At 64.6% G+C, this 23758-nt stretch carries 21 protein-coding genes; 13 read left to right on the top strand and 8 right to left on the bottom strand.

The window, feature by feature from the left end; all coding sequences use genetic code 11:
• The first annotated feature begins 140 nt into the window (after nt 1-140).
• Both NKI41_RS21640 and NKI41_RS21635 read left to right on the top strand, forming a co-directional pair.
• Nucleotides 141-587, top strand: coding sequence for a FixH family protein (locus NKI41_RS21640; protein ID WP_352470464.1), 447 nt, complete (start codon nt 141-143; stop codon nt 585-587).
• Nucleotides 588-594: 7 nt separating this feature from the next.
• Nucleotides 595-1794, top strand: a complete 1200-nt coding sequence (locus NKI41_RS21635) for a cytochrome-c peroxidase (protein WP_352685083.1) — start codon at nt 595-597, stop codon at nt 1792-1794.
• Nucleotides 1795-1818: 24 nt separating this feature from the next.
• On the opposite strand, the gene NKI41_RS21630 is transcribed toward NKI41_RS21635, so the two are convergent.
• Complete coding sequence (locus NKI41_RS21630; RefSeq protein ID WP_023676441.1) at nt 1819-2271, bottom strand: Lrp/AsnC family transcriptional regulator; 453 nt, start codon at nt 2269-2271, stop codon at nt 1819-1821.
• 162 nt (nt 2272-2433) lie between these two features.
• Here NKI41_RS21630 and putA point away from each other — a divergent pair, with 162 nt between their 5' ends.
• Nucleotides 2434-6042, top strand: coding sequence for a bifunctional proline dehydrogenase/L-glutamate gamma-semialdehyde dehydrogenase PutA (putA, locus tag NKI41_RS21625; RefSeq protein ID WP_352685081.1), 3609 nt, complete (start codon nt 2434-2436; stop codon nt 6040-6042).
• Between the two features lie 69 nt (nt 6043-6111).
• Here putA and NKI41_RS21620 read toward each other — a convergent pair whose 3' ends face one another.
• Genes NKI41_RS21620 through NKI41_RS21610 form a run of 3 tightly spaced genes read right to left on the bottom strand, consistent with a single transcriptional unit; the run spans nt 6112 to nt 10088 of the window.
• Complete coding sequence (locus NKI41_RS21620) at nt 6112-7401, bottom strand: energy transducer TonB family protein (RefSeq protein WP_352685078.1); 1290 nt, start codon at nt 7399-7401, stop codon at nt 6112-6114.
• A 36-nt stretch (nt 7402-7437) separates the two neighbouring features.
• A complete protein-coding gene (locus NKI41_RS21615; RefSeq protein WP_352470344.1) occupies nt 7438-7869 on the bottom strand; it encodes a hypothetical protein in 432 nt (143 codons plus the stop codon).
• A 5-nt stretch (nt 7870-7874) separates the two neighbouring features.
• Nucleotides 7875-10088 (bottom strand): TonB-dependent hemoglobin/transferrin/lactoferrin family receptor, encoded by a 2214-nt coding sequence (locus NKI41_RS21610; RefSeq protein ID WP_502901227.1) that lies wholly within the window; start codon nt 10086-10088, stop codon nt 7875-7877.
• 201 nt (nt 10089-10289) lie between these two features.
• Here NKI41_RS21610 and hemP point away from each other — a divergent pair, with 201 nt between their 5' ends.
• Genes hemP through NKI41_RS21585 form a run of 5 tightly spaced genes read left to right on the top strand, consistent with a single transcriptional unit; the run spans nt 10290 to nt 14434 of the window.
• Entirely contained in the window at nt 10290-10496 is a 207-nt protein-coding gene (gene hemP / locus NKI41_RS21605; protein WP_352451949.1) for a hemin uptake protein HemP, read from the top strand.
• Nucleotides 10497-10505: 9 nt separating this feature from the next.
• Nucleotides 10506-11564 carry a hemin-degrading factor gene (locus tag NKI41_RS21600; protein WP_352685073.1) on the top strand — a complete coding sequence of 353 codons (1059 nt, stop codon included), beginning with the start codon at nt 10506-10508 and terminating at the stop codon, nt 11562-11564.
• Between the two features lie 11 nt (nt 11565-11575).
• On the top strand, nt 11576-12484 hold the full coding sequence (locus NKI41_RS21595; protein WP_352685070.1) for a heme/hemin ABC transporter substrate-binding protein: 909 nt from the start codon (nt 11576-11578) through the stop codon (nt 12482-12484).
• A 5-nt stretch (nt 12485-12489) separates the two neighbouring features.
• A complete protein-coding gene (locus tag NKI41_RS21590; protein ID WP_352685068.1) occupies nt 12490-13587 on the top strand; it encodes a FecCD family ABC transporter permease in 1098 nt (365 codons plus the stop codon).
• A gap of 10 nt (nt 13588-13597) precedes the next feature.
• The gene (locus NKI41_RS21585) at nt 13598-14434 is read left to right on the top strand and encodes a heme ABC transporter ATP-binding protein (protein WP_352685065.1); all 837 of its coding nucleotides are present in this window, start codon (nt 13598-13600) and stop codon (nt 14432-14434) included.
• Between the two features lie 173 nt (nt 14435-14607).
• Here the strand turns inward: NKI41_RS21585 and rirA are convergent, their stop codons facing one another.
• The gene (gene rirA, locus NKI41_RS21580) at nt 14608-15069 is read right to left on the bottom strand and encodes an iron-responsive transcriptional regulator RirA (RefSeq protein WP_023676431.1); all 462 of its coding nucleotides are present in this window, start codon (nt 15067-15069) and stop codon (nt 14608-14610) included.
• 191 nt (nt 15070-15260) lie between these two features.
• Here rirA and NKI41_RS21575 point away from each other — a divergent pair, with 191 nt between their 5' ends.
• From NKI41_RS21575 to NKI41_RS21565, 3 genes are all read left to right on the top strand, one after another.
• Entirely contained in the window at nt 15261-16565 is a 1305-nt protein-coding gene (locus tag NKI41_RS21575; RefSeq protein WP_352685063.1) for a DUF445 domain-containing protein, read from the top strand.
• A gap of 82 nt (nt 16566-16647) precedes the next feature.
• On the top strand, nt 16648-17076 hold the full coding sequence (locus NKI41_RS21570; protein WP_352685061.1) for a phasin family protein: 429 nt from the start codon (nt 16648-16650) through the stop codon (nt 17074-17076).
• Between the two features lie 138 nt (nt 17077-17214).
• A complete protein-coding gene (locus NKI41_RS21565) occupies nt 17215-17712 on the top strand; it encodes a MaoC family dehydratase (RefSeq protein WP_023676428.1) in 498 nt (165 codons plus the stop codon).
• Nucleotides 17713-17742: 30 nt separating this feature from the next.
• Here NKI41_RS21565 and NKI41_RS21560 read toward each other — a convergent pair whose 3' ends face one another.
• Entirely contained in the window at nt 17743-19146 is a 1404-nt protein-coding gene (locus NKI41_RS21560; protein ID WP_352685059.1) for an aminotransferase-like domain-containing protein, read from the bottom strand.
• A gap of 106 nt (nt 19147-19252) precedes the next feature.
• Between NKI41_RS21560 and NKI41_RS21555 the strand changes: the two genes are divergently transcribed.
• Nucleotides 19253-20161 carry a DMT family transporter gene (locus tag NKI41_RS21555; protein WP_352685057.1) on the top strand — a complete coding sequence of 303 codons (909 nt, stop codon included), beginning with the start codon at nt 19253-19255 and terminating at the stop codon, nt 20159-20161.
• 43 nt (nt 20162-20204) lie between these two features.
• On the opposite strand, the gene NKI41_RS21550 is transcribed toward NKI41_RS21555, so the two are convergent.
• Nucleotides 20205-21656 (bottom strand): MFS transporter, encoded by a 1452-nt coding sequence (locus NKI41_RS21550; protein ID WP_502901226.1) that lies wholly within the window; start codon nt 21654-21656, stop codon nt 20205-20207.
• 139 nt (nt 21657-21795) lie between these two features.
• On the opposite strand from NKI41_RS21550, the gene NKI41_RS21545 reads away from it, so the two are divergent.
• Nucleotides 21796-22689 (top strand): LysR family transcriptional regulator, encoded by an 894-nt coding sequence (locus NKI41_RS21545; protein ID WP_352685131.1) that lies wholly within the window; start codon nt 21796-21798, stop codon nt 22687-22689.
• A 19-nt stretch (nt 22690-22708) separates the two neighbouring features.
• Here the strand turns inward: NKI41_RS21545 and NKI41_RS21540 are convergent, their stop codons facing one another.
• Nucleotides 22709-23749, bottom strand: a complete 1041-nt coding sequence (locus NKI41_RS21540) for a zinc-dependent alcohol dehydrogenase family protein (RefSeq protein ID WP_352685055.1) — start codon at nt 23747-23749, stop codon at nt 22709-22711.
• Nucleotides 23750-23758 lie beyond the last annotated feature (9 nt).

Below are 23758 nucleotides of genomic sequence, written 5' to 3'. Positions count from 1 at the left end.
TGCAATTGCGGTGCTGTAGCTTTTTGCAGCCGGCAGCGCCATGCTTGGCGACGGCGGATTCTTGCACTGGGCTCGATTTCCCACAGGGGCGTGGGACGCGATCTGCCCAGCGAAACGTTATCCGCAGAACAGGAATGGGTTTGGCATCGTTATGGCGTTATCTTCTTGGAGGCCTCGGCCTGGCTGCCTTGCTCGCCGGAGTGCTGGCAATCGTCTATCTGACGGCGCCGCATGCACCCCAACCAAGTTCGGACGTCGGCCGTTCCAAGACGACGGCGAACAAGCTGTTCGTGGCGACTTTCGAGCCCGAGAAAGGCGTCATCCGGCAGGGCGAACTGGAATCCTGGCTGCTCACGCTCAAAACCGTCGAGGGTGCGCCGGTGGAAGGTGCTGCGATAACGATTTCCGGCGGCATGCCGCAGCACAAGCACGGTCTGCCGACGAGCCCGCAGGCGACCGATTACCTCGGCGCGGGGCGCTATCGCATCGACGGCGTCAAATTCACGATGAGCGGGTGGTGGCAATTGCATTTTGCCATTTCCGCTGCGGCCGGTTCGGACACTGTCGTCTTCAATGTGGTGCTGTGAGCCACTGATGAGCCAGTTTCCCAGTCTTCTCGCGTTGGTGGTGGTGGCCCTGCTTGCCGGCTGCGGCAGACCGGAGTTTTCCGATGCCGAAAAGCAGACCATCGCCTCGCTGGCACTATCCAAGCTGCCGCCGCTGAAGCCCGACACCACCAATCGCTTCGCCGATGTGCCGGCCGCCGCGGCACTCGGCTCGACGCTGTTCTTCGACACCGGGATGAGCGGCGACGGCACGGTATCGTGCTCGACCTGCCACAAGATCGACCGCCAATTCCAGGACGACTTGCCGCAAGCGGTCGCCGTCGGCCGCACCAACCGTCGTACCATGCCGTTGGCCGGCGTCGCGCATGATTCCTGGTTCTTCTGGGACGGGCGGCGCGACAGCCTGTGGGCGCAAGCGCTGACACCGCTCGAAAATCCGCTGGAGCAGGCCGGCAACCGCGCCGCCTTCGCGCATTACATCAAGGCCCGCTTCGGCGAGCGCTACGAGCGCATCTTCGGGCCGCTGCCGGACCTTTCGGGCGTGCCGGCCAATGCCGGCCCGCTCGGCACCGATGCCGAGAAGGCGGCCTGGAACGCCATGCCCGCCAGTCAAGCCGAGGAGGTCAACCGCGTCTTTGCCAACATCGGCAAGGCGATCGCCGCCTTCGAGCGCTCGATCGCGCCGCCGCAGACACGCTTCGACCGCTTCGCCATCGACCTGGCTGCGGGCGCCGAGCCGAAAGGCGACGCCGCCTTTTCGCCGGAGGAAATCCTCGGCCTGAAATTGTTCATCGGCAAGGCCAATTGCGTGACCTGCCACAACGGCCCGCGTTTTACCGACGGCAGCTTCCACAACACCGGCGTGCCGCCGGTCGCGGGCCTGCCACCGGATCGCGGCCGCGTCGAGGCGGTGGCGCAGGTCGAGGCCGATCCGTTCAACTGTTTCGGCGCCTTTCGCGACGGCGATGCCAGCGCCTGCCGCGAGTTGCGCTTCATGGTCAAGACCGGGCCGGAACTCGTCCGCGCCTACAAGACGCCGTCGCTGCGGGGTGCCGCCACCCGGCCGCCCTACATGCACGCCGGGCAGTTTTCCTCCCTCGACGAGGTGGTGGCGCATTATTCGAAGGCACCGGCAAGCGTCGAGGGCACATCCGAGATCCACCCGCTGCAGCTTTCGGACCGCGAACGCGCGGCGCTGGTGGCGTTTTTGAAGACACTGGCGGAGTGAGGGCGGGACAACAACAGCGCTCTCCTACCGATCCTTCACCGTCTCCATCGCGACAAACGTCGAGGTCTGGGCAACGTGCGGCAGGGCGGAGATGCGCTCGCCAAGCACACGGCGGTAGGCGGCGATGTCGGTAGTGCGGACCTTCAGCAGATAGTCGAAGCTCGATGCCATCATGTGGCACTGCTCGATCTCCGGCACCGCCTGCACGGCGCGGTTGAAGGCGTCGAGCGCGGCCGAGCGGGTGTCGGACAGTTTCACCTGGACGAAGGCGACATGGCCTTCGCCCATGCGCTCACGGTCGATGATTGCCTGGTAGCCCCTGATGAAGCCGTCCTTCTCCAGCCGTTTGACTCGTGCCTGCACCGGCGTCTTCGACAGACCGACTTTCGCCGCCAGTTCCGACATGGAAAGCCGGCCATTGCTGCCCAGAGCCGACAGGATGTTCCTGTCGATGCGGTCCAATTGGTCTTCCGTCACTGAATTCCTGGTCGAATTGGAGGTGATCAGTCCTAATGATAGATCGATCGATCTGTTCTGTCGACTTCTTTGGACCGACTGCAATCCCTACTTATGTTAGCTTGCGCCGTTCGGTCCGGTGACCGTCGGCCCGCTCCCTTATGCTCGCTCTACAGGACCGCCATGCCAGCGCTCGACACCATCCGCCAGCAGATCCGTGCCAATTATTTGCCCGACGAAGACCAGGCGGTGAAGCGGCTGGCCGAGGCGGCCGGGCTGTCCGCGCAAGACCGCAAGGCGATTTCGGCGCGTGCCGCCGATCTAGTGCGGGCGGTGCGCGGCTCGTCCGATCCGCGGCTGATGGAGGTCTTCCTGTCCGCCTATGGCCTGTCGACCAAGGAGGGCGTGGCGCTGATGTGCCTGGCCGAGGCGCTGCTGCGGGTGCCAGACACCGAGACGATGGACGACCTTATCGCCGACAAGATCGCGCCGCACGACTGGTCGGCGCATGCGGGCGGCTCGAGCTCGATCTTCATCAATGCGTCGACCTGGGCGCTGATGCTGACCGGCCGCGTGCTCGACGAGGGCGAGGGCGGCATCGAAGGCACGCTGCGCGCCATGGTGCGCCGGCTTGGCGAGCCGGTCATCCGCAAGGCCGTCGCCGCCGCCATGCGCGAAATGGGCGAGCAGTTCGTGCTCGGCCGCACCATTGCCGAGGCGGTCAGGCGCGGCCGACCGATGACGCAGAAGGGCTATCTCTATTCTTTCGACATGCTGGGCGAGGCGGCCCGCACCGAGGCCGACGCGCTGCGCTACCTCAAGGCATATGCCGATGCCATCTCTTCGCTCGATGCCGGCGCCAACGGCCCCGACATCCGCCAGAACCACGGCATCTCGGTAAAACTGTCTGCGCTGCATCCGCGTTATGAAGTGACGCAGAAGGAAAAGATGCTGCCCGTCATGGCCGAGCGGCTGTTGTCGCTGGCGCTGGCGGCGCGCCATTCACGCATGGGCCTCAACATCGACGCCGAGGAAGCCGACCGCCTCGATTTGTCGCTCGACGTCATCGAGCGGGTGCTGGCCGAACCGGAGCTTGCCGGCTGGAACGGTTTTGGCGTCGTCGTGCAGGCCTATGGCCCGCGCGCGGCCTTCGTCATCGACTGGCTCTACGAGCTGGCGAGGAAATACGACCGCAGCATCATGGTGCGGCTGGTCAAGGGTGCCTATTGGGACACCGAGATCAAGCGGGCGCAGACGCTCGGGCTCGACGGCTATCCGGTTTTTACCCGCAAGGCCAACACCGACGTCTCCTACCTGGCCTGCGCCAAGAAGCTGTTGGCGATGACCGACCGCATCTACCCGCAATTTGCCACCCACAACGCCCACACCGTCGCCGCGATTCTGTCGATGACGGAGCGCGATACGTTCGAATTCCAGCGGCTGCATGGCATGGGCGAGGCGCTGCATGAGACGGTGCGGCGGGCCGAAGGCACTCGCTGCCGCATCTATGCGCCGGTCGGTGCTCATTCCGACCTGCTCGCCTATCTGGTCCGCCGGCTGCTCGAAAACGGCGCCAATTCCTCCTTTGTCCACCAGCTCACCGACGAGGAAGTCGAGCCCGAGGACATTGCCCGCGACCCGCTCGAAACGGTGGAGAAACAAGGTCCCGCCGCCAATCCAGCGATCGTGCCGCCGTCGGCAATCTTCGGTCCAGGCCGGCGCAATTCCAAGGGCTTCGATATCACCGACACGCTGACGCTGGCTGCGATCGACAAGGCGAGGGCCGAGTTCGCCGGGCCGGAGCGCTGGCACGCCAAGCCGGTCAGCCGCGCGGCCGGCTACGGCAAGCAGCGTCCGGTCGTCAATCCGGCAAAACCTTCGGAAGTGGTCGGCACGGTCAGCGAGGCCGGCGCCAAGCAGGTCGAGACCGCCGTGCGCATCGCCGTCGAGGCACAACCGGCATGGGCAAGACGGCCGGTCGCCGAGCGCGCTGCCATCCTCAACCGGGCGGCCGATCTCTACGAAGCAAACGCCGTCGAGTTCTTTGCACTCTCCGCCCGCGAGGCCGGCAAATCGCTCGCCGACGGCGTCGCCGAAGTGCGCGAGGCGGTCGATTTCCTGCGCTACTATGCGGCTGAGGCCGCCAATGCCGAGGCGGGCACCGAGGCGCGCGGCGCCATCGCCTGCATCTCGCCGTGGAATTTTCCGCTCGCCATCTTCACCGGGCAGATCGCGGCGGCACTCGTCACCGGTAATTCGGTGATCGCCAAGCCGGCCGAACAGACGCCGCTGATCGCCTTCCGCGCTGTCCAGTTGCTGCGCGAGGCCGGCGTGCCGGAGGATGTCATCCAGCTTCTGCCCGGCGACGGCCCCTCGGTCGGCGGCCCGCTGACCGCTGACCCGCGCATTGCCGGCGTCTGCTTCACCGGCTCGACCGAGGTCGCCAAGCTGATCGAAAAGCAGCTCGCCGACACCGCCGCGCCCGACGCCATGCTGATCGCCGAGACCGGCGGCCTGAACGCCATGATTGTCGATTCCACTGCGCTGCCCGAACAGGCGGTGCGCGACATCCTGGCCTCCGCCTTCCAGAGTGCCGGCCAGCGCTGCTCGGCATTGCGCATTCTCTACGTGCAGAAGGACGTCGAGAAGAAGATGCTTGAGATGCTGAAAGGCGCGATGGAAGCGCTCAGCCTCGGCGACCCGTGGCGGATATCGACCGATGTCGGTCCGGTCATCGATGACGAGGCGCAAGCGTCGATCCGTGACTATTGCACCAAAATGGGCCTGCAGGGCCGGCTGATCGCCAAGCTCGAAGCGCCGAAGGACGGCCGCTTCGTTGCGCCGCACGTCTTTCGGGTCAAGGGCATCGAGGAGTTGGAGCGCGAGGTGTTCGGGCCGGTGCTGCATGTCGCCACCTTCGATGCCGACGAGATTGATGCGGTGATCGCGGCGATCAACCGCAAGGGCTATGGCCTGACCTTCGGCCTGCACACCCGCATCGAAGGCCGCGCCCAGCATTTCGTCGATGGCATCCATGCCGGCAACATCTACGTCAACCGTAACCAGATCGGCGCCGTCGTCGGCGCGCAGCCGTTCGGCGGCGAGAGCCTTTCCGGCACCGGGCCGAAGGCCGGCGGCCCACATTATCTTCGACGCTTCCGCAAGGGACCGGAGGCCGGCACCCATCTTGCCGAAGGCCGCAAGGTGACTGCGACCGAGCTCGCCGACAATCTGCCGGACCCGGCGCTTGGCGGCTGGTCGACGCGTCCGGATCGTGTCGCCATCCTGAGGAAACATCTGCGCGGCAAGGGTGCCGCCGCCATCGGCACCGCCGCCGCCATCGATTTCGGCCAGGTCGACCTGCCCGGGCCGACCGGCGAGGCCAACACGCTGTCGCTGTCGCCGCGCGGGCGCGTGCTGTGCCTCGGTCCCGACGCGGATACGCTGCTTGCGCAGACGATCCAGGCGCTGGCCGCCGGCAATGCCGTGCTCGCCGTCGCACCCGGCGCGCCGGCAGCGCTGTCGGCGCTGACCGGCAAGGGCCTGCCGCTGGCGGCCATCGACGGCCGGCCGGACCCGGTCGAAGCGCGCTCGCTGCGGGTCGATGTCGTGGCCTTTTCCGGCACGCCCGAGGCCGCGCGCATCGTGCGCAAGGTCATCGCCGAGCGCGCCGGCCCGATCGTGCCGCTGATCAGCGAAGTCTATTATCCGGCCGCCTACGCCCACGAGCGCGCCGTCTGCGTCGACACCACGGCGGCGGGCGGCAATGCCAGCCTGCTGGCCGCTGCGTAGGTTTCGCCAGGGTTCGCGCATCGCGGGGCAGGGGTGGCGCCGACTTTGGTATCCGCATGAGGACGATCGTTACCTGATACCGAGCGGCACTTCGAACTGCCAAGCCGAGCGACCGGCTCCTTCCGGAATAGGAGGAAACGGAGAAGCCCGGCGGACTGCGTCGAGTGCGGCTTTGTCCAGCGCGGCAACACCCGAACTGCCCGTCAGCCTGGCTGACCGGACGCTGCCGTTCGAGCCGACGGTAAAGGCAACGGTTGCTGTGCCGGTGGCGCGCGTGCGTGTCGAATTGAAGGCCCGCACCAGTTTTGACCTGATCTTGCCGGGATAGTTCGTGACGGCTGCATTGCCGATGCCTGATTTGCCGCCTCTGCTGGCGGTCAGGATCTTGCCGTCCTTCCTGCCGTCGGCCATGCCGCGCGCGACATCCGTTTCGTCACGGCCGCCGGAGCCGGCTTCTTTCTTCTTGGTGTCGGCTTTTGCCGCAGCCTTGCCCGCCTTCCTGCGCAGGGGCGGCTTTTCGGTTTCAGTCGGTTCGGCTTTTTTGACCGGCTTGTTCTTTGCGGTTGCCTTCTTCGGCTGCTTGGGCTCCGGCCTGTCCGGCTTCGGTTCTTCCGCCGCGCCGACTGTCTCGGTCGTCTGAACCGTTTCGGCCGGCGCCGGGTCGGCTGGTGCCGGCGCACTCGTCTCGGCAGGTTCGGCCGTTTCGACCGCGCTGACTGGCGGCGGCACGGCATTGTCGTCGGCAGGCACCAGCCTGTCGGTTGCAAGAACGTCGGGCGATGGGTCCTGGCGCGCCGGCTGCGCAGGTGCTGGCTCGGTGCGATCGGCAGGCACAGCGATTTCCGTGGCGGCCTCGTTGACCGGCTCAACCACTTCTTTGTCCGATGTCTCCGCCGCATCGGTGACCGGCTGGAGCGTCTCCTCTGCCGCGGCCGCCTGCGCCTCGAGCGTTTCGACCGGCTTGGCGTCCAGCATGGTCACCATCGTCACGTTGGCCACTTCCGGATCGTCTCCGACATCGCCGGCCGCCTGCTGCGGGTCGGCGCCGAGCAGCATTTCGCCTTGCTGGTCGGCACCTTCGATGCTTGGCCGATCGTCCGGCAGCGTGAGAAAGGCCAGCGCCACGGCTACGTGGAATGCGCAAGAGCAGGCGATCGCCACCGTCCAGTTGCGGCGCCGCCGCGTCTGTCGTGCCTGCCGCAATGGCTCCGCAGGCACCGTCGGCAAGTCGCCGTCGGCATCGGCGATGTAACTGTCTTCCGGCCTGTCGCGCAGCGAAACACGCAGCGCCTCGCGCGGGATGGCGAAGTCCGGATCGTCCGGCTCCGGCGGCAGGAAACCGGCTAGTGGCCACGCCACGGCGTTTCGCGCGAATGCGGGTTCCGGTCCCAAAATTCAGACCCCGAAGGCGATGCCGGTCCTGGTCTGCGTCTTCAGCCCGCGCATGCAGGCATTCGGCTCGGCGCCGGCGCATTCCGTGGCGCTGTTGATCAACACGCGGCTGACCTTGCCGCAATCCGTGCCGGCAAGATCGAAACGCGTCACCTTGGTCTTGCCTGCCGGCAGCTCCTTGAAGTCGAGCACGGTCAGCCGGTCGACGACGCCGGCCTCGTTGAACAATGCGATCTCGAATGCCGCCTTGGAAAGGTCGGCGCCGAGATTGTTGGTGACCACGAAGGTCAGGCGGCAGCCCTTGTCGGAAGGCTGCGCGCCGTTGAGCTCGAGGATCAGCGCCGGTGCTTGCTGTTGTGTCCACGCCGGAGCCGCAACAAGCGACATTGCCAGCACCGCGGCGAACAGACGAAGGGATGCTGTGATGCCTGTCATTGTTGTCAGCCTCCAAACCTCATCGTCGCCGCCAGCTTCAGGGTGACGCCTGGCTCGTAGACAACACTGGTGGTTGATGCGTTCAGCGGGTTGGCGTATTTGACGTCGAACAGATTGTCGGCGCGGAAATCGACCTTGAAATTGTCGGTTGCCTGGTAGCTGGCGAAGGCATTAACCAGCGTGTAGTCCTTGGCGACGGCGTTGCCCTGCGGCTTGCCGTTGTATTGCACCTCGCCGCCGACGGTCAGCCTGTCCTCGAGGAAGCGAAAGCCGAGTTGCCCGGTGACCTGGGAGGAAGGGACGGTGACAAGGTCCGCCCGTTCGCCTTCATAGGAAATCGTATGGCCGTCGGTGAACGACGCCGAAAGCCCGGCAAAGCCCCAGGCGGCATCATAGACGCCCTCCATCTCGAAACCGTGGATCTTGGCCTTGGCGAAGTTCTGATACTGGAAGCAGATCGGGATGCCCGGGCCGAACGGGCAGCCGCTGGTCGGGTCGAACGGTGATAGCGTTACGCCATCAATGTAGTCGTCGACGTTGTTGTTGAAATAGGCCGCCTTCAGCCGCAGCGCGTCATCAGCCTCGATGACGCCGTTGGTGCTGTAATTGACGCCAAACTCCACGGTCTTGCCGGTTTCGGGCTTGAGATTGGGATTGGGGAGGAACGGGAAGCTGACGCCGGCTGGATGGTTGCCGCTGATCAGGGTCTCCGACAGCGACGGAGAACGATAGCCTTCAGCGTAGGTGCCGTAGAATTGCAGCCCGGAAAGGCTGGCGCTCTCGAAGGGCGAAATGCCCACTGTGATGCGTGGCGACAGCCGGTCGCCAGAGGTTTCGCCGACATCGCTGTCAAGCTTGTAGCTGTCGTAGCGCAGCCCGGCGATGATCTCGAGCCAGTCCCAGGTGAGCTTGTCCTGAACGTAAGCGCCGGAGACGTTCCTGTTGCCCGAGGGCGTATAGAAGCTGTCGCCGCCCGCCGTGCCGCCTGTCTCGACATCGTCGCCAACCCAGTCGCCGCCATAGGTCAGCTCATGCGCAATGCCGACGGTCTCGAATCTCGACGTGTTCCAAATGTCGATGCCGGAGGTGCCGATGTCGAACGTCGATTTCGAACCCGCCGGCAAAACCACGGGCAGACCGGTGACCGGATCAAACCGGTTTTGCGCCACAAGGGTCGTCAGATCGAGCTTGGTCTTGTTGTAGGATGCGTTGATGTGGAGGTCGAGCCAGCTCTTGTCTTCGTCGGTGATGTTGTAGCGGGCCGTGAACGTATTCGCCTTCAGGTCGGCGTCGTTCACCGGCGCGCTGCCGCTGGTCTCGGTCCATCCGTCGTTCGAGCCGATCCAGCCCAGCTTCAGCTCGCTGTTTTCGCTGGGGCGGATGGTCGTCTTGAGGAGGCCGCTCAAGACGTCGAAGCCAGTGCCCGCCACAGTGTCGCCGCCGCCATGCTTGTAGTCGTCATAGTCGCGGTAGACGATATTGCCGAGCACGTCCCAGTTCTCGTTGATCCGATAGGCGCCGGTGGCGCTGGTGGTCCAGCCTTCGCCGTTGGTTTCGTAGCGCCCGGTCGCGGATGCCGCCCAGGTCTCGTCAGGCTTGAGGAAATCCTGCGCATCCTTGGTGTCGAAAAATACGACGCCGCCGATCGCCCCGGAGCCATAGGTGTTGGCGACCGGGCCGCGGATCACATCGACGGATTTGATCAGTTCGGGATCGATGTAGAAGGTCGATTGCGTACCGTGATCCGAGCGCTGAAAATTCTGACGGGCGCCGTCGACGATGACGGAGACGCGGCCGAAATCCTGCAGGCCGCGGATGTTGATGCTGGAGCTGACACGCCTTGCGTCGGCCTGGACGGCGACACCGGGCACACCGAACAGCATTTCGTTCGGCGTGGTCGCCATGCGGTGCTCAAGTTGTTCCTCGTCGACATGGCTGGCTGAAGCAAGCGACTCGATCGCCGTCTCGCCGGTACGGCTGAGGATCAGGATCTTGTCGAGCAGTGTGGTACCCGCCGGGGCCGGCTTTACCTTTTCGGGCTGTTGAGACGGGTCAGTCTGCTGCTGGTCGGCTGCCGCTTGGGCGGCCTGCTGGGCGCCGGCCGGTATGGCGAGCAGCGGGATCGCCGCCGCGCCGGCCAGCAACGCGGCCATTTTGCTTGTCATAGAACAATGTGTCAGGCCGCTGCCCGCCAGCCGTCCCCAATTCGCCAACCCCATGCTGCAACTCCAAGAATCCATGTTCGATGCTGGCTGGCTTGGAGCTCGCTGGCATTTTTCATCGCGTCCGGCGTCTTAAATGTTGACTCATTTACTCCGGTATTGCACTGCTAGATAACATGATCATTCGAGTCAAGAATTGAATCGGCATTTCACGCAGGCGCCGCGCCAGATGCCCGGCACAGGAAAGGGATCGAACCAATGAACACGCACAATCCCAGCGACTTTCGCTATCGCGTCCGCCGTTCCGACGAAAATTCCGTCCGTTTCGATCGGGTCCAATCGGCCGTGAGAACGCTGTCCAGCAACACGCTGTTCCAGGGCGAGCACGAGATCGGCATCGAGCATCATGGTGCGCTGTACCGGCTGAAGATCACCCGGCAGGGCAAGCTCATCCTCAACAAGTAGGTGGCAGAAATGGACCAGCGCGTAAAACCCGCCCCGCACGAGATCCGGCGGGCACGGGCAGACAATCCGAAAATGCGCGAGCGCGACCTCGCCGCCCAGCTCGGTATTTCGGAGGCCGAACTGGTCGCCGCGCATTGCGGCGACGGCGTCGTGCGCGTCGAGCCGCGTGTCAACGACCTTTTGACTGGCCTCGAAGCTGTCGGTGAGGTGATGGCGCTGACCCGCAACGAAAGCGCGGTGCACGAGAAGATCGGCGTCTACGACAAGGTTGTCACCGGTAATCACAATGCCATGGTGCTCGGCGAAAATATCGACCTGCGTATTTTCCCAAAAGTTTGGGCGCACGGCTTTGCCGTGGAAAAGCGCGATGGCGCCGACATCCGCCGCAGCCTGCAGTTCTTCGACACCGCAGGCGAGGGGGTACACAAGGTGCATCTCAGGCCAGCCTCCAACCTCTACGCCTATCAGAAACTGGTGGCCGGGCTGGAATCGCCGAACCAGGAGCCGACGGTGGCGATTTCAGCGGGCACGGCTGACGAGACCGAGACTGCGGACAATTCGGCGAGCATCGACGATCTGCGCGACCGCTGGAGCCGGCTGACCGACGTGCACCAGTTCTTCGGCATGCTGAAGACACTGAAGATCAGCCGCCGACAGGCGGTGCGCATGGTCGGCCAGGACTACGCCTGGCTGGTCGACAAGGATGCAGTGAACGCCATGTTCAACCACGCCGCTGCCGGCGCCATGCCGATCATGTGCTTTGTCGGCAATCGCGGCTGCATCCAGATCCATTCCGGCCCCGTCGCCTCGATCAAGCCGATGGGACCATGGCTCAACGTGCTCGACGAGACCTTCCATCTGCACCTGCGGACCGACCACATCGATGAGGTCTGGGCCGTGCGCAAGCCGACCGGGGACGGCCATGTCACGTCGCTCGAAATCTATGGCGCCGACGGCAAGATGATCATCCAGTTCTTCGGTAAGCGGCATGAAGGCGAAAGCGAGCGCGACGACTGGCGCTTTCTGGCCGAAAACCTGCCGCGTATCCCAAGCCCGACCGCAGCCTGAGGAAAACGACGATGGTTCTTTTCTCCAGGCTGGCATCGGTCTCCAGGTCGGCGCTTGGTCCTGCGGCCGCCGTTTTCCTGGCCTTCGCCGCGCTGATAACGGCTCAAGCCGCTGAGGGCATCGCGACTTTCGCCGATCGCTCGAGGATCGTGGCTATTGGTGGCTCGATCACCGAGATCGTCTACGCGCTCGGTGAACAGGATCGTCTTGTCGCACGCGATTCGACCAGCCGCTATCCGCAAGCGGCGGTGGAACTGCCGGATATCGGCTACATGCGCCAGCTGTCGCCGGAGGGTGTGCTGTCGGTCAAGCCGTCGGGCATATTGGCCCTGCGCGGCAGCGGACCGAAGGAAGCCGTCGACGTCTTGAAGAAATCAAGCATCCCGTTCATCGAGGTGACCGAGCGCTATGATAATCAAGGCATTCTCGAAAAGATCCACATCGTCGGCAAGGCGCTTGGCACCGAGGCCAAGGCCGATGCGCTGGCGGCCCAGATAGACGCCAAGCTGAAGGCAGCCGAAAAGCAGACCGCCTCGATCAAGGAGCGCAGGCGCATCCTGTTCGTGCTGTCGATGCAGGGCGGCAAGCTGCTTGCTGCCGGCAGCGACACCGCCGCCGACGGCATCATCAAGCTTTCGGGCGGCATCAACGCCATCGACGGCTTTGCCGGCTACAAGCAATTGTCGGACGAGGCAGTCATCACCGCCAGGCCCGACGTGATCCTGATGATGAACAACGCCGGGCCGGCCACCGCGGATGACGAATTGTTTTCGAACCCTGCCGTGGCTTCGACGCCGGCGGGTGCAGCCCGCAGGCTGATCCGCATGGACGGCGGCTACCTGCTCGGCTTCGGTCCGCGCACGGCCGACGCCATCCACGATCTCGCCGTCTCGCTCTATGGCAGCCAGGTCGCGGATTGAGCGCGATGGCCGAACATTCGATCGCCGGTACGGCGGGCATTATGGCGACGGCAGGTGACCGTTCGCGGCGTGCCCGCCTCGTCATCGTGCTGCTCTGCGTCGGGCTGGTTATCGCCGTGCTGTTGTCGCTGACCTCCGGCGCGTCCGATGCCTCGGCCATTGGCGTCATACGCAACTGGCTGTTCGGCGCGTTGCCCGGCGACGCGGCGTTGAGCGCCCGCGACCGCCTGATCATCCATGACATCCGTCTGCCGCGCATCATTCTGGGCGTGCTGATCGGCGCATCGCTTGCCGTCTCCGGTGCCGTCATGCAGGGGCTGTTCCGCAATCCCCTGGCCGACCCCGGCTTGATCGGCGTTTCGGCCGGATCGAGCCTCGGTGCGGTCACCGTCATCGTGCTTGGCTCGACCATGCTGGCGCCGCTGACTTCGGCGCTCGGCACGTTGGCTTTGCCGCTGGCTGCGTTCTGCGGCGGGCTGGCTACGACATTGCTGCTCTATCTGGTCGCGACACGGCAAGGCCGGACCTCGGTCGCCACCATGCTGCTCGCCGGCATCGCGCTGGCGGCGCTTGCCATGGCGCTGACCGGCATCCTGATCTTCATGGCCGACGATCGGCAATTGCGCGACCTGACCTTCTGGCAGCTCGGCTCGCTGGGCGGCGCAACCTGGCAGAAGATCGGCTCGGTCGGGCCGGTCATCGTGCTGGCGCTGGCGGCAATGCCGTTCCTGGCGCGCGGCCTCAACGCGCTGGCGCTCGGCGAGGCCACGGCCGGCCATCTCGGCATTCCGGTGCAGCGGCTGAAATACACCGCGATTGTCGGCGTCTCGGCAGCGGTCGGCGCGTCGGTCGCGGTCAGCGGCGGCATCGGCTTCGTCGGCATCGTCGTGCCGCATTTGCTGCGCCTGCTGATCGGCCCCGACAACCGCTATTTGCTGCCGGCATCGGCACTGCTTGGTGCCGCGCTGCTGCTGTTGGCCGACGCCGTCGCCCGCACCATCGTGGCCCCGGCCGAATTGCCGATCGGCATCGTCACCGCGGTCGCCGGTGCGCCGTTCTTCCTGTGGATCCTGCTGCGCAAGCGCGGCGTCATCGACTTGTGAGGGTTTGCCTATGATCGAAGCGCGCGATGTCTCGGTGGCGATTGGCGGCAAGCGCATTGTCACCAATGTCGATTTCGAGGCGCGGCCCGGCGAAATCGCGGCCATCGTCGGCCCCAACGGTTCGGGCAAGACGACCTTCCTCAGAGCACTGTCCGGCGATCTTGGCTATTCGGGAGAGGTCACCGTCAACGGCCGCAATCTATCCGCGATGAAGCCTCTCGAAGCGGCGACGCTGCGCGCCGTGCTGCCGCAGGCGACGACGCTGTCCTTCCCGTTCACAGTGCGTGAGATCGTCAGGCTGGGCCTGGTCGGCGGGCGCTCCGGCGCGCTGTCCGGCGAGGACCAGCGCCTGCCCGAACGGGCGCTGGCTCGCGTCGACCTCGACGGTTTCGCCGGCCGCTTCTACCAGGAGCTGTCCGGCGGCGAACAGCAGCGCGTGCAGCTTGCTCGCGTACTCTGCCAGGTCTGGGCGCCGGTGCTCGACGGCAAGCCGCGCTATTTGTTCCTCGACGAGCCGGTGTCCAGCCTCGACATCAAACACCAGCTGATCATCATGGACATCGCCCGCGATTTCGCCAGACGCGGCGGCGGCGTGGTCGCCATCCTGCACGACCTCAATTTGACGGCGATGTATGCCGACCGGATTTTCGTCATGCATCGCGGCAGGCTCGCCGCTACAGGTTCGCCGCAACAGGTGCTCAGCGACGAGCTGATCGAAAAGGTCTTCGATTGCCGGCTGAAGGTCGGCGTGTTGCCGGCGGCAAACATGCCGTTCGTATTGCCGCAGTCGGGCCTGCAAATGGCGGTTTCCTGCGCTTCCGGCCTTCGCCGGCCGAAGCATTCATGAGAGGTGCGGCAGTTAAGGCTATGGCCGGCGCAGGCCGGTACTCACGTACCCAAACGTACGCTCGGTTCCGGTTCTCGGAACCCACCATTTTGGTCGCTTCGCGCCCGTCTTCGACTCCGGCTCGGCCTGACCTGAATCTCAACAGACCTCACCAATTGAGATGCGACCAAAAATCAGGCGGCCGGCGCCCTTTGCACCAGCATGTCGATGCCGAGCAGGTGGCGCACATTCGGGCGCGCCGCCACCAGATCGGCGATCGTGTAGCGCGACAGCACGGCGAAGAAGGCGTTGAGCGCTTCGCGCAATGCCGAATTCAGCGCGCAGCTGTCGACCAGCGGACATTCGGCGGCGTCGTTCTCGAAGCACTCGGCCATGGCAAAGCTTTCCTCTGTCACCCGCACGACATCGAACAGGCTGATTGATTCGGCCGCGCGGCCGAGCCTGACGCCGCCATTCCTGCCGCGCACCGTTTCGATCAGGCCGTTTTCGACCAGCGGCTGCAGGATCTTGAACAGGAAAAGTTCCGATACCGAATAGGCGGCGGCGATCTCGGGGATGCGGCTCAACCGCTCTGTGTTGGCGGCGCAATACATCAGAATGCGCATGGCGTAGTTGGTCTGACGGGTAAGCCGCATTGTGTCCTCACATAACAGTGGTTGGCGTCAATATGGCCTATAGTTTGGAACAATTCCAGACTGGCGCTGCATAATAGATGAATTCCGGCGTCAAGTTTGCGTGCACGATTGCGCGCACCGGAACCAGCGGCGCGCTTTCTAGGGCAGGCGGCACTAGATAAGTTCGCATACACGATCAGGAGCGGCCCATCATGTCACGACCAGCCCCGGCATTTGCATCCGTCGCGTCCGTCCGGTTCGACGCCGATGCCGACGCCAAGCTTTCGGCGCTCAGGCGCACCAAGTTCGTCGCCGCCGCAGCACTCGCGTTTTGCCTGCTGATCTTCGCGGTGGCGAAATCGCTCGAGAGCCGGCATGCATGGCTGGGCTTCGTCGCCGCTTTCGCCGAGGCGGCGACGATCGGCGGGCTGGCCGACTGGTATGCGGTGGTGGCGCTGTTTCGGCGGCCGCTTGGCCTGCCGATCCCGCATACGGCCATCATCCCGGAAAACCAGAATCGCATCGCCGACAATCTCGGCCGCTTCATCGAGGTGAATTTCCTGGCGCCGGAACCGGTGCGCGAAAAGCTCGCCGAGGTCGACTTTTCCGCGCTGGTCGCGGACTGGCTGGCCGACCCGAACCGCGCCGCCGATTTGTCGCGCTTCGTCGGCCGGCTGGTGCCGCAGACGCTGGCGGCGGTCGAGCAATCCGGACTGCGCGGCTTCGTCACCAGCCGTATGCTGGAGCAGATCGAAAAGGTGCCGCTGGCGCCGCTCGCCGCCGAGCTGCTGTCGGCGCTGACTGATGATCGTCGCCACCAGAAACTGTTCGACGAGTTCACCAAGGTGGTCGGCCGCTTCCTGAGCGACGAGCAGGCGCTGGCGACGATGCGCGAGAAGATCCGCGAGGAACTGCCGTCGCTGTTCAACCTGTTTCGCGCCGACGCCTATCTGTTGAAGAAGATCATTGCGTCGGCCGGCTCGCTGCTCGATGAGGTGCGGGCCGATCCGCACCATCCGATGCGAGTCGAATTCGACCTTTTCGTCGAAACCTTCGTCGAGCGGCTGAGGACATCCAAACAATATGCCAGGCGCGCCGAAAAGCTGAAGCGCGATTTCCTTGCCCGGCCGGAGCTCAGCGCGCTGGCCGGCGATATGTGGGACAGCCTGCGGCTGTTCATCGAACAGGACGCCAAGGCGCCGAATTCGATGATCCGCGACCATCTCGCCACCATGTTCGTCGAGGTCGGCCGCCATCTTGCCGACGACGCGCAGATCAGGGCCGACATGAACCAGGGGTTCATCGTGGCGCTGGCCTCCTTCGTCGAAAGCCAGAAGAGCGGCGTGTCGAAGTTCATCGCCGACCAGGTCAAGCGCTGGGACCTCGCGCAACTGACAAGGCTTATCGAAATGAACATCGGCAAGGACCTGCAATATATCCGCTTCAACGGCATGATCATCGGTGGCCTTGCCGGCCTCGTGCTCTACACTGCCGAACGGGTGTTTCTTGTCGGCTGACTAGTCCGAATGGACCGCTGAGCTTCGCTGCACTATCTTCCGTGCAGTGGCGGCGTTCGCGGCAACAGGGGAGAGAACCAGCATGGCAAAACGACCGGAGTCCGAGTCCTTCATCGACATGTTCGGCAAATTCGGCCGCGACCTGAAGCTGCCGAATGTCGATGTCGAGGCGATCCTCGCCCACCACGCCAGGAACCTGGAAGCGCTGGAGAAGTCGGCACGGGCGAGCGCCGCCGGAGCGTCGGCGCTGTTGTCAAGGCAACGCGAGATGCTGCAGGACACGCTGCGCGAAATCACCCACATGGCACAAAGCTACAGAGCACCCGGCAATCCGCAGGAAATGATGCAGAAGCAGGCGGCGTTCGCCAGGAAATCCTTCGAGACCGCGCTGAAGAATGCCGGCGAGATGGCCGAACTGGCAAGGGCGTCCGGCACCGAATCAATTGAAATCCTGCGCAGCCGCATCAAGGAGGCGATGGAGGAGATCCGCGCCGGCCACGACAAGAGGTAAGCTGTTCCCCGGCAGCACGCTTGCCGGCAGCGAAGACCGGCGGTTCGCGGCCGAAGATTATGGGCTGGAATCGCACTGGCGAATTGACAGGGGCGGCCCGTCGTGGTCCGGAACAGGCAAGCGATCGGGAAAGCAGGAATGACGCAGATACGGCCGAGGACGCCGCCGACCTTCGAGCAACTCAGGGCGATGGCCGGGCAGGAGTTGGGCGTTTCGGACTGGACGCTGGTCGATCAGCACCGCATCGACCAGTTTGCCGAATGCACGGGCGATCATCAATGGATCCATGTCGATCCCGAGCGGGCGAAGCGGCAAAGCCCGTTCCGCACCACGATCGCGCATGGCTATCTGACTCTGTCGATCATCGGCGCGCTGGCGCTCGAGATGGGGATCGTACCTGAAAACACGCAGGCCGCGTTCAACTACGGTTTCGACAAAGTGCGCTTCGTGGCGCCGGTCAGGGTCGGCTCGCGAATCAGGCTGCGCACCACGCTGTTGTCGATGGAAGACAAAGGTCCGGGGCAATATCTGATGAAGGCCGCCAATACGGTCGAGATCGAAGGCGAGCAGAGGCCGGCGCTGACCGCCGAGACGCTCGTCATGCTTTATGCACGCCGCAAGCGGGCAGGGGCCTGAGAGTTCAGCCTCAGTTTTGCGGCAGCGCAATCAACGCGACATCGCCTGTTCAAGCGCCCTGAAAACCCGGTCGTCTCCCGATTGGGCGACGTTGAAGCGCATGTAACGGCTGGCCGAACGGGACAGGCTGAACGCATTGCCGGGCGCAAGCACGACATTGGCCGACAGAGCATGGCGGGCGACGTCCGCGGCATCTATCCCCTCCGGCAGCCTGCACCATAGAAACATGCCGGCGGGCTGATCTATCCATGGCACGATGCCGATCGCCCTGAGGCGGGTGCCGGTTTCTTCCATGGCGCGCGAGAGCCGCGCGCGCAGCAGATCGACGTGCTTGCGATAGAGGCCGTCCTTCAGCAGCGTCAGTACCAGTTCGGATGCAAGCCGACCGCTGCCAAACGACGTGGCGATCTTGAGATCGGTCAATCCTTCCATCCAGTCGCGAGGAGCGGCGATGAACCCGCAGCGCACCGATGCCGACAGCGTCTTGGAAAAGCTTCCGATATAAATGACCCGGCTGAGGCCGTCGAAGGCAGCCAGCCTGGGCGCCGGTGTGTGTTCGAAATCGGCGAAGATATCGTCCTCGATGATCGTCAGCCCCGACTGGTCGGCGAGCTTCAGCAGCCGATGGGCAACGACCGGGGACAATATCGCGCCGGTCGGATTGTGGAGCGCCGAATTGGTGATGTAGAGGCGCGGCCGGTGCTCGTTCAGCGCTTGCGCGAACCGTTCGATGTCCGGACCCGAGCGCGTGTAGGGGACGCTGATCACCTTGGCCCGATGGGCGCGCAACAGGGCATGGAAGTTGAAGTAGCAGGGATCGTCGACCAACACCGTGTCACCCGGTTCGAGCAGGAACCGGCACAGCAGGTCGATCGCCTGGGTGCCCGATTCCGTCAGCATGATCTGGTCCGGAGAGGCTTCGATGCCGTGCTCGGCCATGCGCCGCGCCAGCAGGTGTCGCAACGCCGGCAGCCCGAGCGGCGTGCCGTAATCGGTCAGCGCTGCGTCGTCGGCGCGGGCCATCGTCCGCAGCGCGCGACGCAATCCGGCCTCGGGCATCCACGACGCCGGCAACCAGCCGCAACCCGGTTTCAGGACGCCGTCGCCGGCTTCCAGCGATTGGCGCGAGACCCAGAGCGGGTCGACAGCACGGTCAAGCCTGGGGCCGATCTCGGCCAGCGACAGCGGAGCCAGCGGTCCGGCGGCATAGAAGCCCGAGCCCGGCCGCGAGCGGATCATGCCTTCCGCCGCAAGACGCTCATAGGCTTCGACCACGGTGGATTTGGAAACCTGCATGGCCTTGGCGAACGCCCGGATCGAAGGCAGCCGCATTCCCGGTGTGAGGCTGCGCGCGGCGATCCTGTGCCTGATCGTCGCCATGACGCTTTCGACAAGCGTCCGGCTGCCCTCATCTGTTGTCGTCTGCTCATCCATCCGTACTGCTCGCCCTACCATGACGGTTTTGTCAAACTGTACCTGATTGTCTCTGGCGGAGCCAGACCGCCCGGCCCGATAGAGGGCGAAAACGAGCGGGGCATCGATGAACAAGGCGATGAGTAGTTGGGCGGCGAGTAGTTGGGCGGCGAGTGGTTGGGCGGCGAGTGGCTGGGTCAACGGGTTCATAGGCGTGCTGATCTTCAGCGGTTCGCTTCCGGCGACGCGCGTGGCGGTGATGGATTTCGATCCGGTGTTCGTAACGGTCGCCCGTGCGGCTTCGGCGGGCATCCTCGGCCTGGCGCTGCTGCTCATTTTTCGTCAGAAGCGTCCGGAGCGGCGAGATCTGTTCCCGCTGGCGATCGTGGCGCTTGGCGTCGTGGTCGGCTTTCCCCTGCTGACGGCGCTGGCGCTCAAGCACATCACGTCGGCTCACTCCATCATTTTCGTCGGCCTGTTGCCGTTGGCGACCGCGATCTTCGGTGTGGTTCGAGGCGGTGATCGCCCGAAGCCGGCGTTCTGGCTGTTCTCGTGCCTCGGCAGCGCCCTTGTCGCCGGTTTCGCAGTCACCCAAGGCCTGTCGGTCTCGCCGCTCGGCGACATCTTGATGCTGGCCGCCATCATCGTGTGTGGATTGGGCTATGCCGAAGGAGCGGCGCTGTCGCGCAAACTCGGCGGTTGGCAGGTGATTTCGTGGGCGCTGGTGCTGTCGCTGCCCCTCATGCTGGCGCTGACGTTCATCACTTTGCCGCCGTCGCTCGAAAGTGCCGGCAGGGGCGCCTGGATCGGCTTGGCCTATGTTTCGCTGTTCAGCATGCTGATCGGTTTCGTGTTCTGGTATCGCGGCCTGGCGCAAGGCGGCATCGCCGCCGTCGGGCAGTTGCAACTGCTGCAGCCCTTCTTCGGCCTCGGGCTGGCGGCAGCGCTGCTGCATGAGCAGGTCAGTCCCGCCATGATCGCCGTCGCCGCCGCCGTCGTACTTTGCGTCGTCGGTGCCAAGAGATATGCGAGATAGGTGCGCCAGTTGCCGGAGTTGCATGCGAACCGGGTGGAAACCCTCAAGGATGCTTGGCAACGATATCAGTTCGCCCGGCCGTGGCGCGGGCTGAAAATACCGCAAGGATCAGCGCCATCAGCACCAGGCCCGTCGCCAGCTGGAAAGTGACCTGCATCCCTCGTGCCGCTGCCGCAGGTGCCAACACTGCCAAGCCAGTGCCTTCCCCAGCCGATGCGAAGGCGAACACCGCGCCCATCACCGACGCACCGGTGATCAGGCCGAGATTGCGCGACAGATTGAGCAGGCCGGAGACGACGCCACGCTGGTCGGATGCGACGCCCGTCATCCCGGCCGAATTGTTGGAGGTCTGAAACAGGCTGTAGCCGGTGCAGACGATGATGATTGGTACGACATAGCCGGCAATGCCGAATTCCGCCCGCGACAGACCAAAGGCGCCAATAGCGAGATCGAACAGGCCGACGATCATCATCCGGTTCGCCCCGAAACGATCGACCAGGCGTCCGGCCGGCAGCGCCGCCAATGCGGTAACCAGAGGGCCGGTCGACAGAACCAGCCCGACCATGGCCGCGTCTAGCCCAAGCGCGCGCGACAGATAGAATGGTGCGACCACCAGCGTCGCCATCATCACCGTGGCGACGATCAGGTTCATGGCGAGGCTTGCGTTCAACGCCTGGTCGCGGAACCTCGCAGGTTGAATCAAAGGGTTCTGGACCCTTGTCTGCGCAATGACAAACAGCAGGCCAGCCACGGTTGCGGCAATCAGCAAGCCGACATTGAGAGAACCAAAACTGCCACGCCCAAGGGTCATGGCGAGCGCATAGGCGGCTAGCGTCAGCGCGAGCAAAGCCGTGCCGATCCCGTCGAAACCGCGCCGACCTGGCGTCTTTTTTCCGGCCGGCAGGAAGCGCCAGGCAAGCGCAAAGGCCAGCATCCCCAATGGCAGATTGATGAGGAAGATCGTGCGCCAGCCGAGGCCGGCGATCAATTGTCCGCCAAGGGAGGGGCCAAGCGTGGTGCCGATCGCCGACATGGCGCCGAGCAGGCCCATGGCGCTGCCGGTTTTATCCCGGGGAACCGCGTCAGCGACAAAGGCCAGCGTCAGAGCCATCATGACGGCCGCGCCGAGCCCCTGTGCCGCTCGTGCGGCGATCAGCAGCCAGAGCGTCGGCGCGAACCCGCAAAGCACCGATGCGAAGGTGAACAGGGCAATGCCGCCGAGCAATAGCGGTCGGCGGCCGAATATGTCGGCGAGCCGCCCGACGCTGACGATCAAGGTGGTGATGGCGAGCAGATAGGCCAGGACGACCCATTGCACGAGCTGGAACGATGCGTCGAACGCCTGCATCAGCGATGGCAGCCCGACACTGGCGATGCTGGTGGCGAGCGACGACAGCAGCGTTGAAAGCGACAGGCTTGCCAATGCCCATCGGGTCGAGCGTGCGCCGCTCACCGGGGCAACTTCGTCCCAGGTCTTTTCAGCGGTCGATGCCAAGGTGAACTCCTTTGCCGGCAGCCCCCAATCGGAGCTGTCGGACGCTATTCCCTCGCCTGATGTGGCGGAAGGCGCAGTATTTGCATCTTATTCGTGCATGAAACGCCACATCGCGGCCGAGCTGTGCTACGGTCCGTCGATGTCGTCGCCAGATCTCAATCTGCTTGTCGCCCTCGATGTGCTGCTGACCGAGGGCAGTGTGGCGCGCGCGGCCGGGCGGCTGCGCCTCAGTCCCTCGGCGATGAGCCGGACGTTGGCGCGGTTGCGCCAGGCGACAGGCGACCCATTGTTGGTCCGGGCCGGCCGTGGCCTGGTTGCGACGCCGCGCGCGCTCGAATTGCAGCAACAGGTAGGCCGCGTCGTTCAGGATGCGGAAGCGCTGCTGCGCCCGGCCAAGCTCCTCGACCTCTTTGCTCTCGACAGGGTCTTCACGCTGCGCGCCAACGAAAGTTTCGTCGAGGAGTTCGCACCGCGTCTTCTGACCCGAGTCGAAGCGGATGCGCCTGGCGTGCGACTGCGTTTTGCGCCGAAATCCGACAAGAACGACATGTCGTTGCGTGACGCGGCGGTTGATCTCGAAATCGGGGTTGCCAGTGAAACGAGCCCTGAAATGCGCATTCAGGCGCTATTTCGCGACCGCTTCATCGGAGCGGTGCGAGAGGGTCACAGCCTGGGCGAGGGCCCAATGACGCCGGAATGCTATGCGGCCGGCCGCCACATCAGCGTTTCGCGGCGCGGCCGCGAAAGGGGCCCGATCGACGAGGCCTTGAAGCGGCTGGGACTCGAACGGACGATCGTGTGCATGGTTTCCAGCTTCTCGGCCACGCTCGCCATGGCGCGCGCCTCCGATCTGATCGCCAGCGTCCCCGAACGGCACACGCTGGGCGCGCGCACGGGCATGTACAGCTTCCCGTTGCCGGTCGATATCGAGGAGGTTACCATTTCGATGCTGTGGCATCCGCGACTTGATGCCGATCCGGCACAACGCTGGCTGCGAGCCTGCGTGCGGGAGGTCTGCGCGTCGTTTCGCTGATCCAGACTCAGGGCGTGATCTAGAATCTGGTCACCACGCCGATGCCTATGCCTTCGAAGCCGCCCATCGCCATCAATGCGGCCGGGGCCTCTTCGAGGCTGATCTTCTTGCCGACCAGCAGTTCGGGTTTCAGCTTGCCGGTACGGATCATCTCCATCATCGCCTGGTAGCGAAACGCCTGCATGCCGTGGCTGCCGCGGATTTCGAGCTCGAATGCGATCACCTTGTCCATCGGTATCTGCGGCCTGGCATGGTCGCCGAGCATCAGGCCGACCTGCACGTGGCGGCCGCGACGGCGCAGGTTCGCGATCGAGTTGAAAGAGGTTGTGGGGTGGCCGAGCGCGTCCATCGACATATGCGCGCCGCCATTGGTGATCTGCTTGACCGCCTTGACCACGTTCGGCGTCTTTGCCGCGTTGATCGTCGCCACCGCGCCGATCTTTTTGGCAAAGTCCAGCTTCTCGTCCGTGAGGTCGATGGCGACGACATTGGCGCCCATGGCGCTGGCGATCATGATCGCCGACAGGCCGACGCCGCCGCAGCCGTGCACCGCCACCCATTCGCCGGGCGTCACCCGGCCCTGGTCGACGATGGCGCGGAACGAGGTGACGAAGCGGCAGCCGAGGCTGGCGGCGGTGGCGAATTCCATCTCGTCGGGCAAGCGCACGAGATTGGTATCGGCATGGTCGATGGCGACATATTCGGCGAACGAACCCCAGGCGCTGAAGCCGGGCTGGAACTGATGTTCGCACACCTGGTGGTTGCCCGAGGTGCATTCGAAGCAGCGGCCGCAGCCGACGGCAAACGGCACGGTGACGCGCTCGCCGCCCCTCCAGCGGGTCACCTGGTTTCCTGCGGAGACCACGACGCCGGCAAGCTCGTGGCCGGGCACATGCGGCAGGCGGATGCCGTCGTCGTGCCCCATCCAGCCATGCCAGTCGCTGCGGCAGAGGCCGGTGGCCTCAACCTTGATGACGACGCCTTCCGGCGCCGGCGTCGGATCCGGCACGGTCTGGATCGTCGGCGCCTCGCCGAATTTTTCGAAGACGACGGCTTTCATCGGCTGTTC

The organism is Mesorhizobium sp. M0601 (assembly GCF_040320845.1).
Classification (GTDB): Bacteria; Pseudomonadota; Alphaproteobacteria; order Rhizobiales; family Rhizobiaceae; genus Mesorhizobium.
The sequence above is the reverse complement of the archived record's forward strand: the minus strand, read 5'-3'. Positions and strand labels throughout refer to the sequence as shown.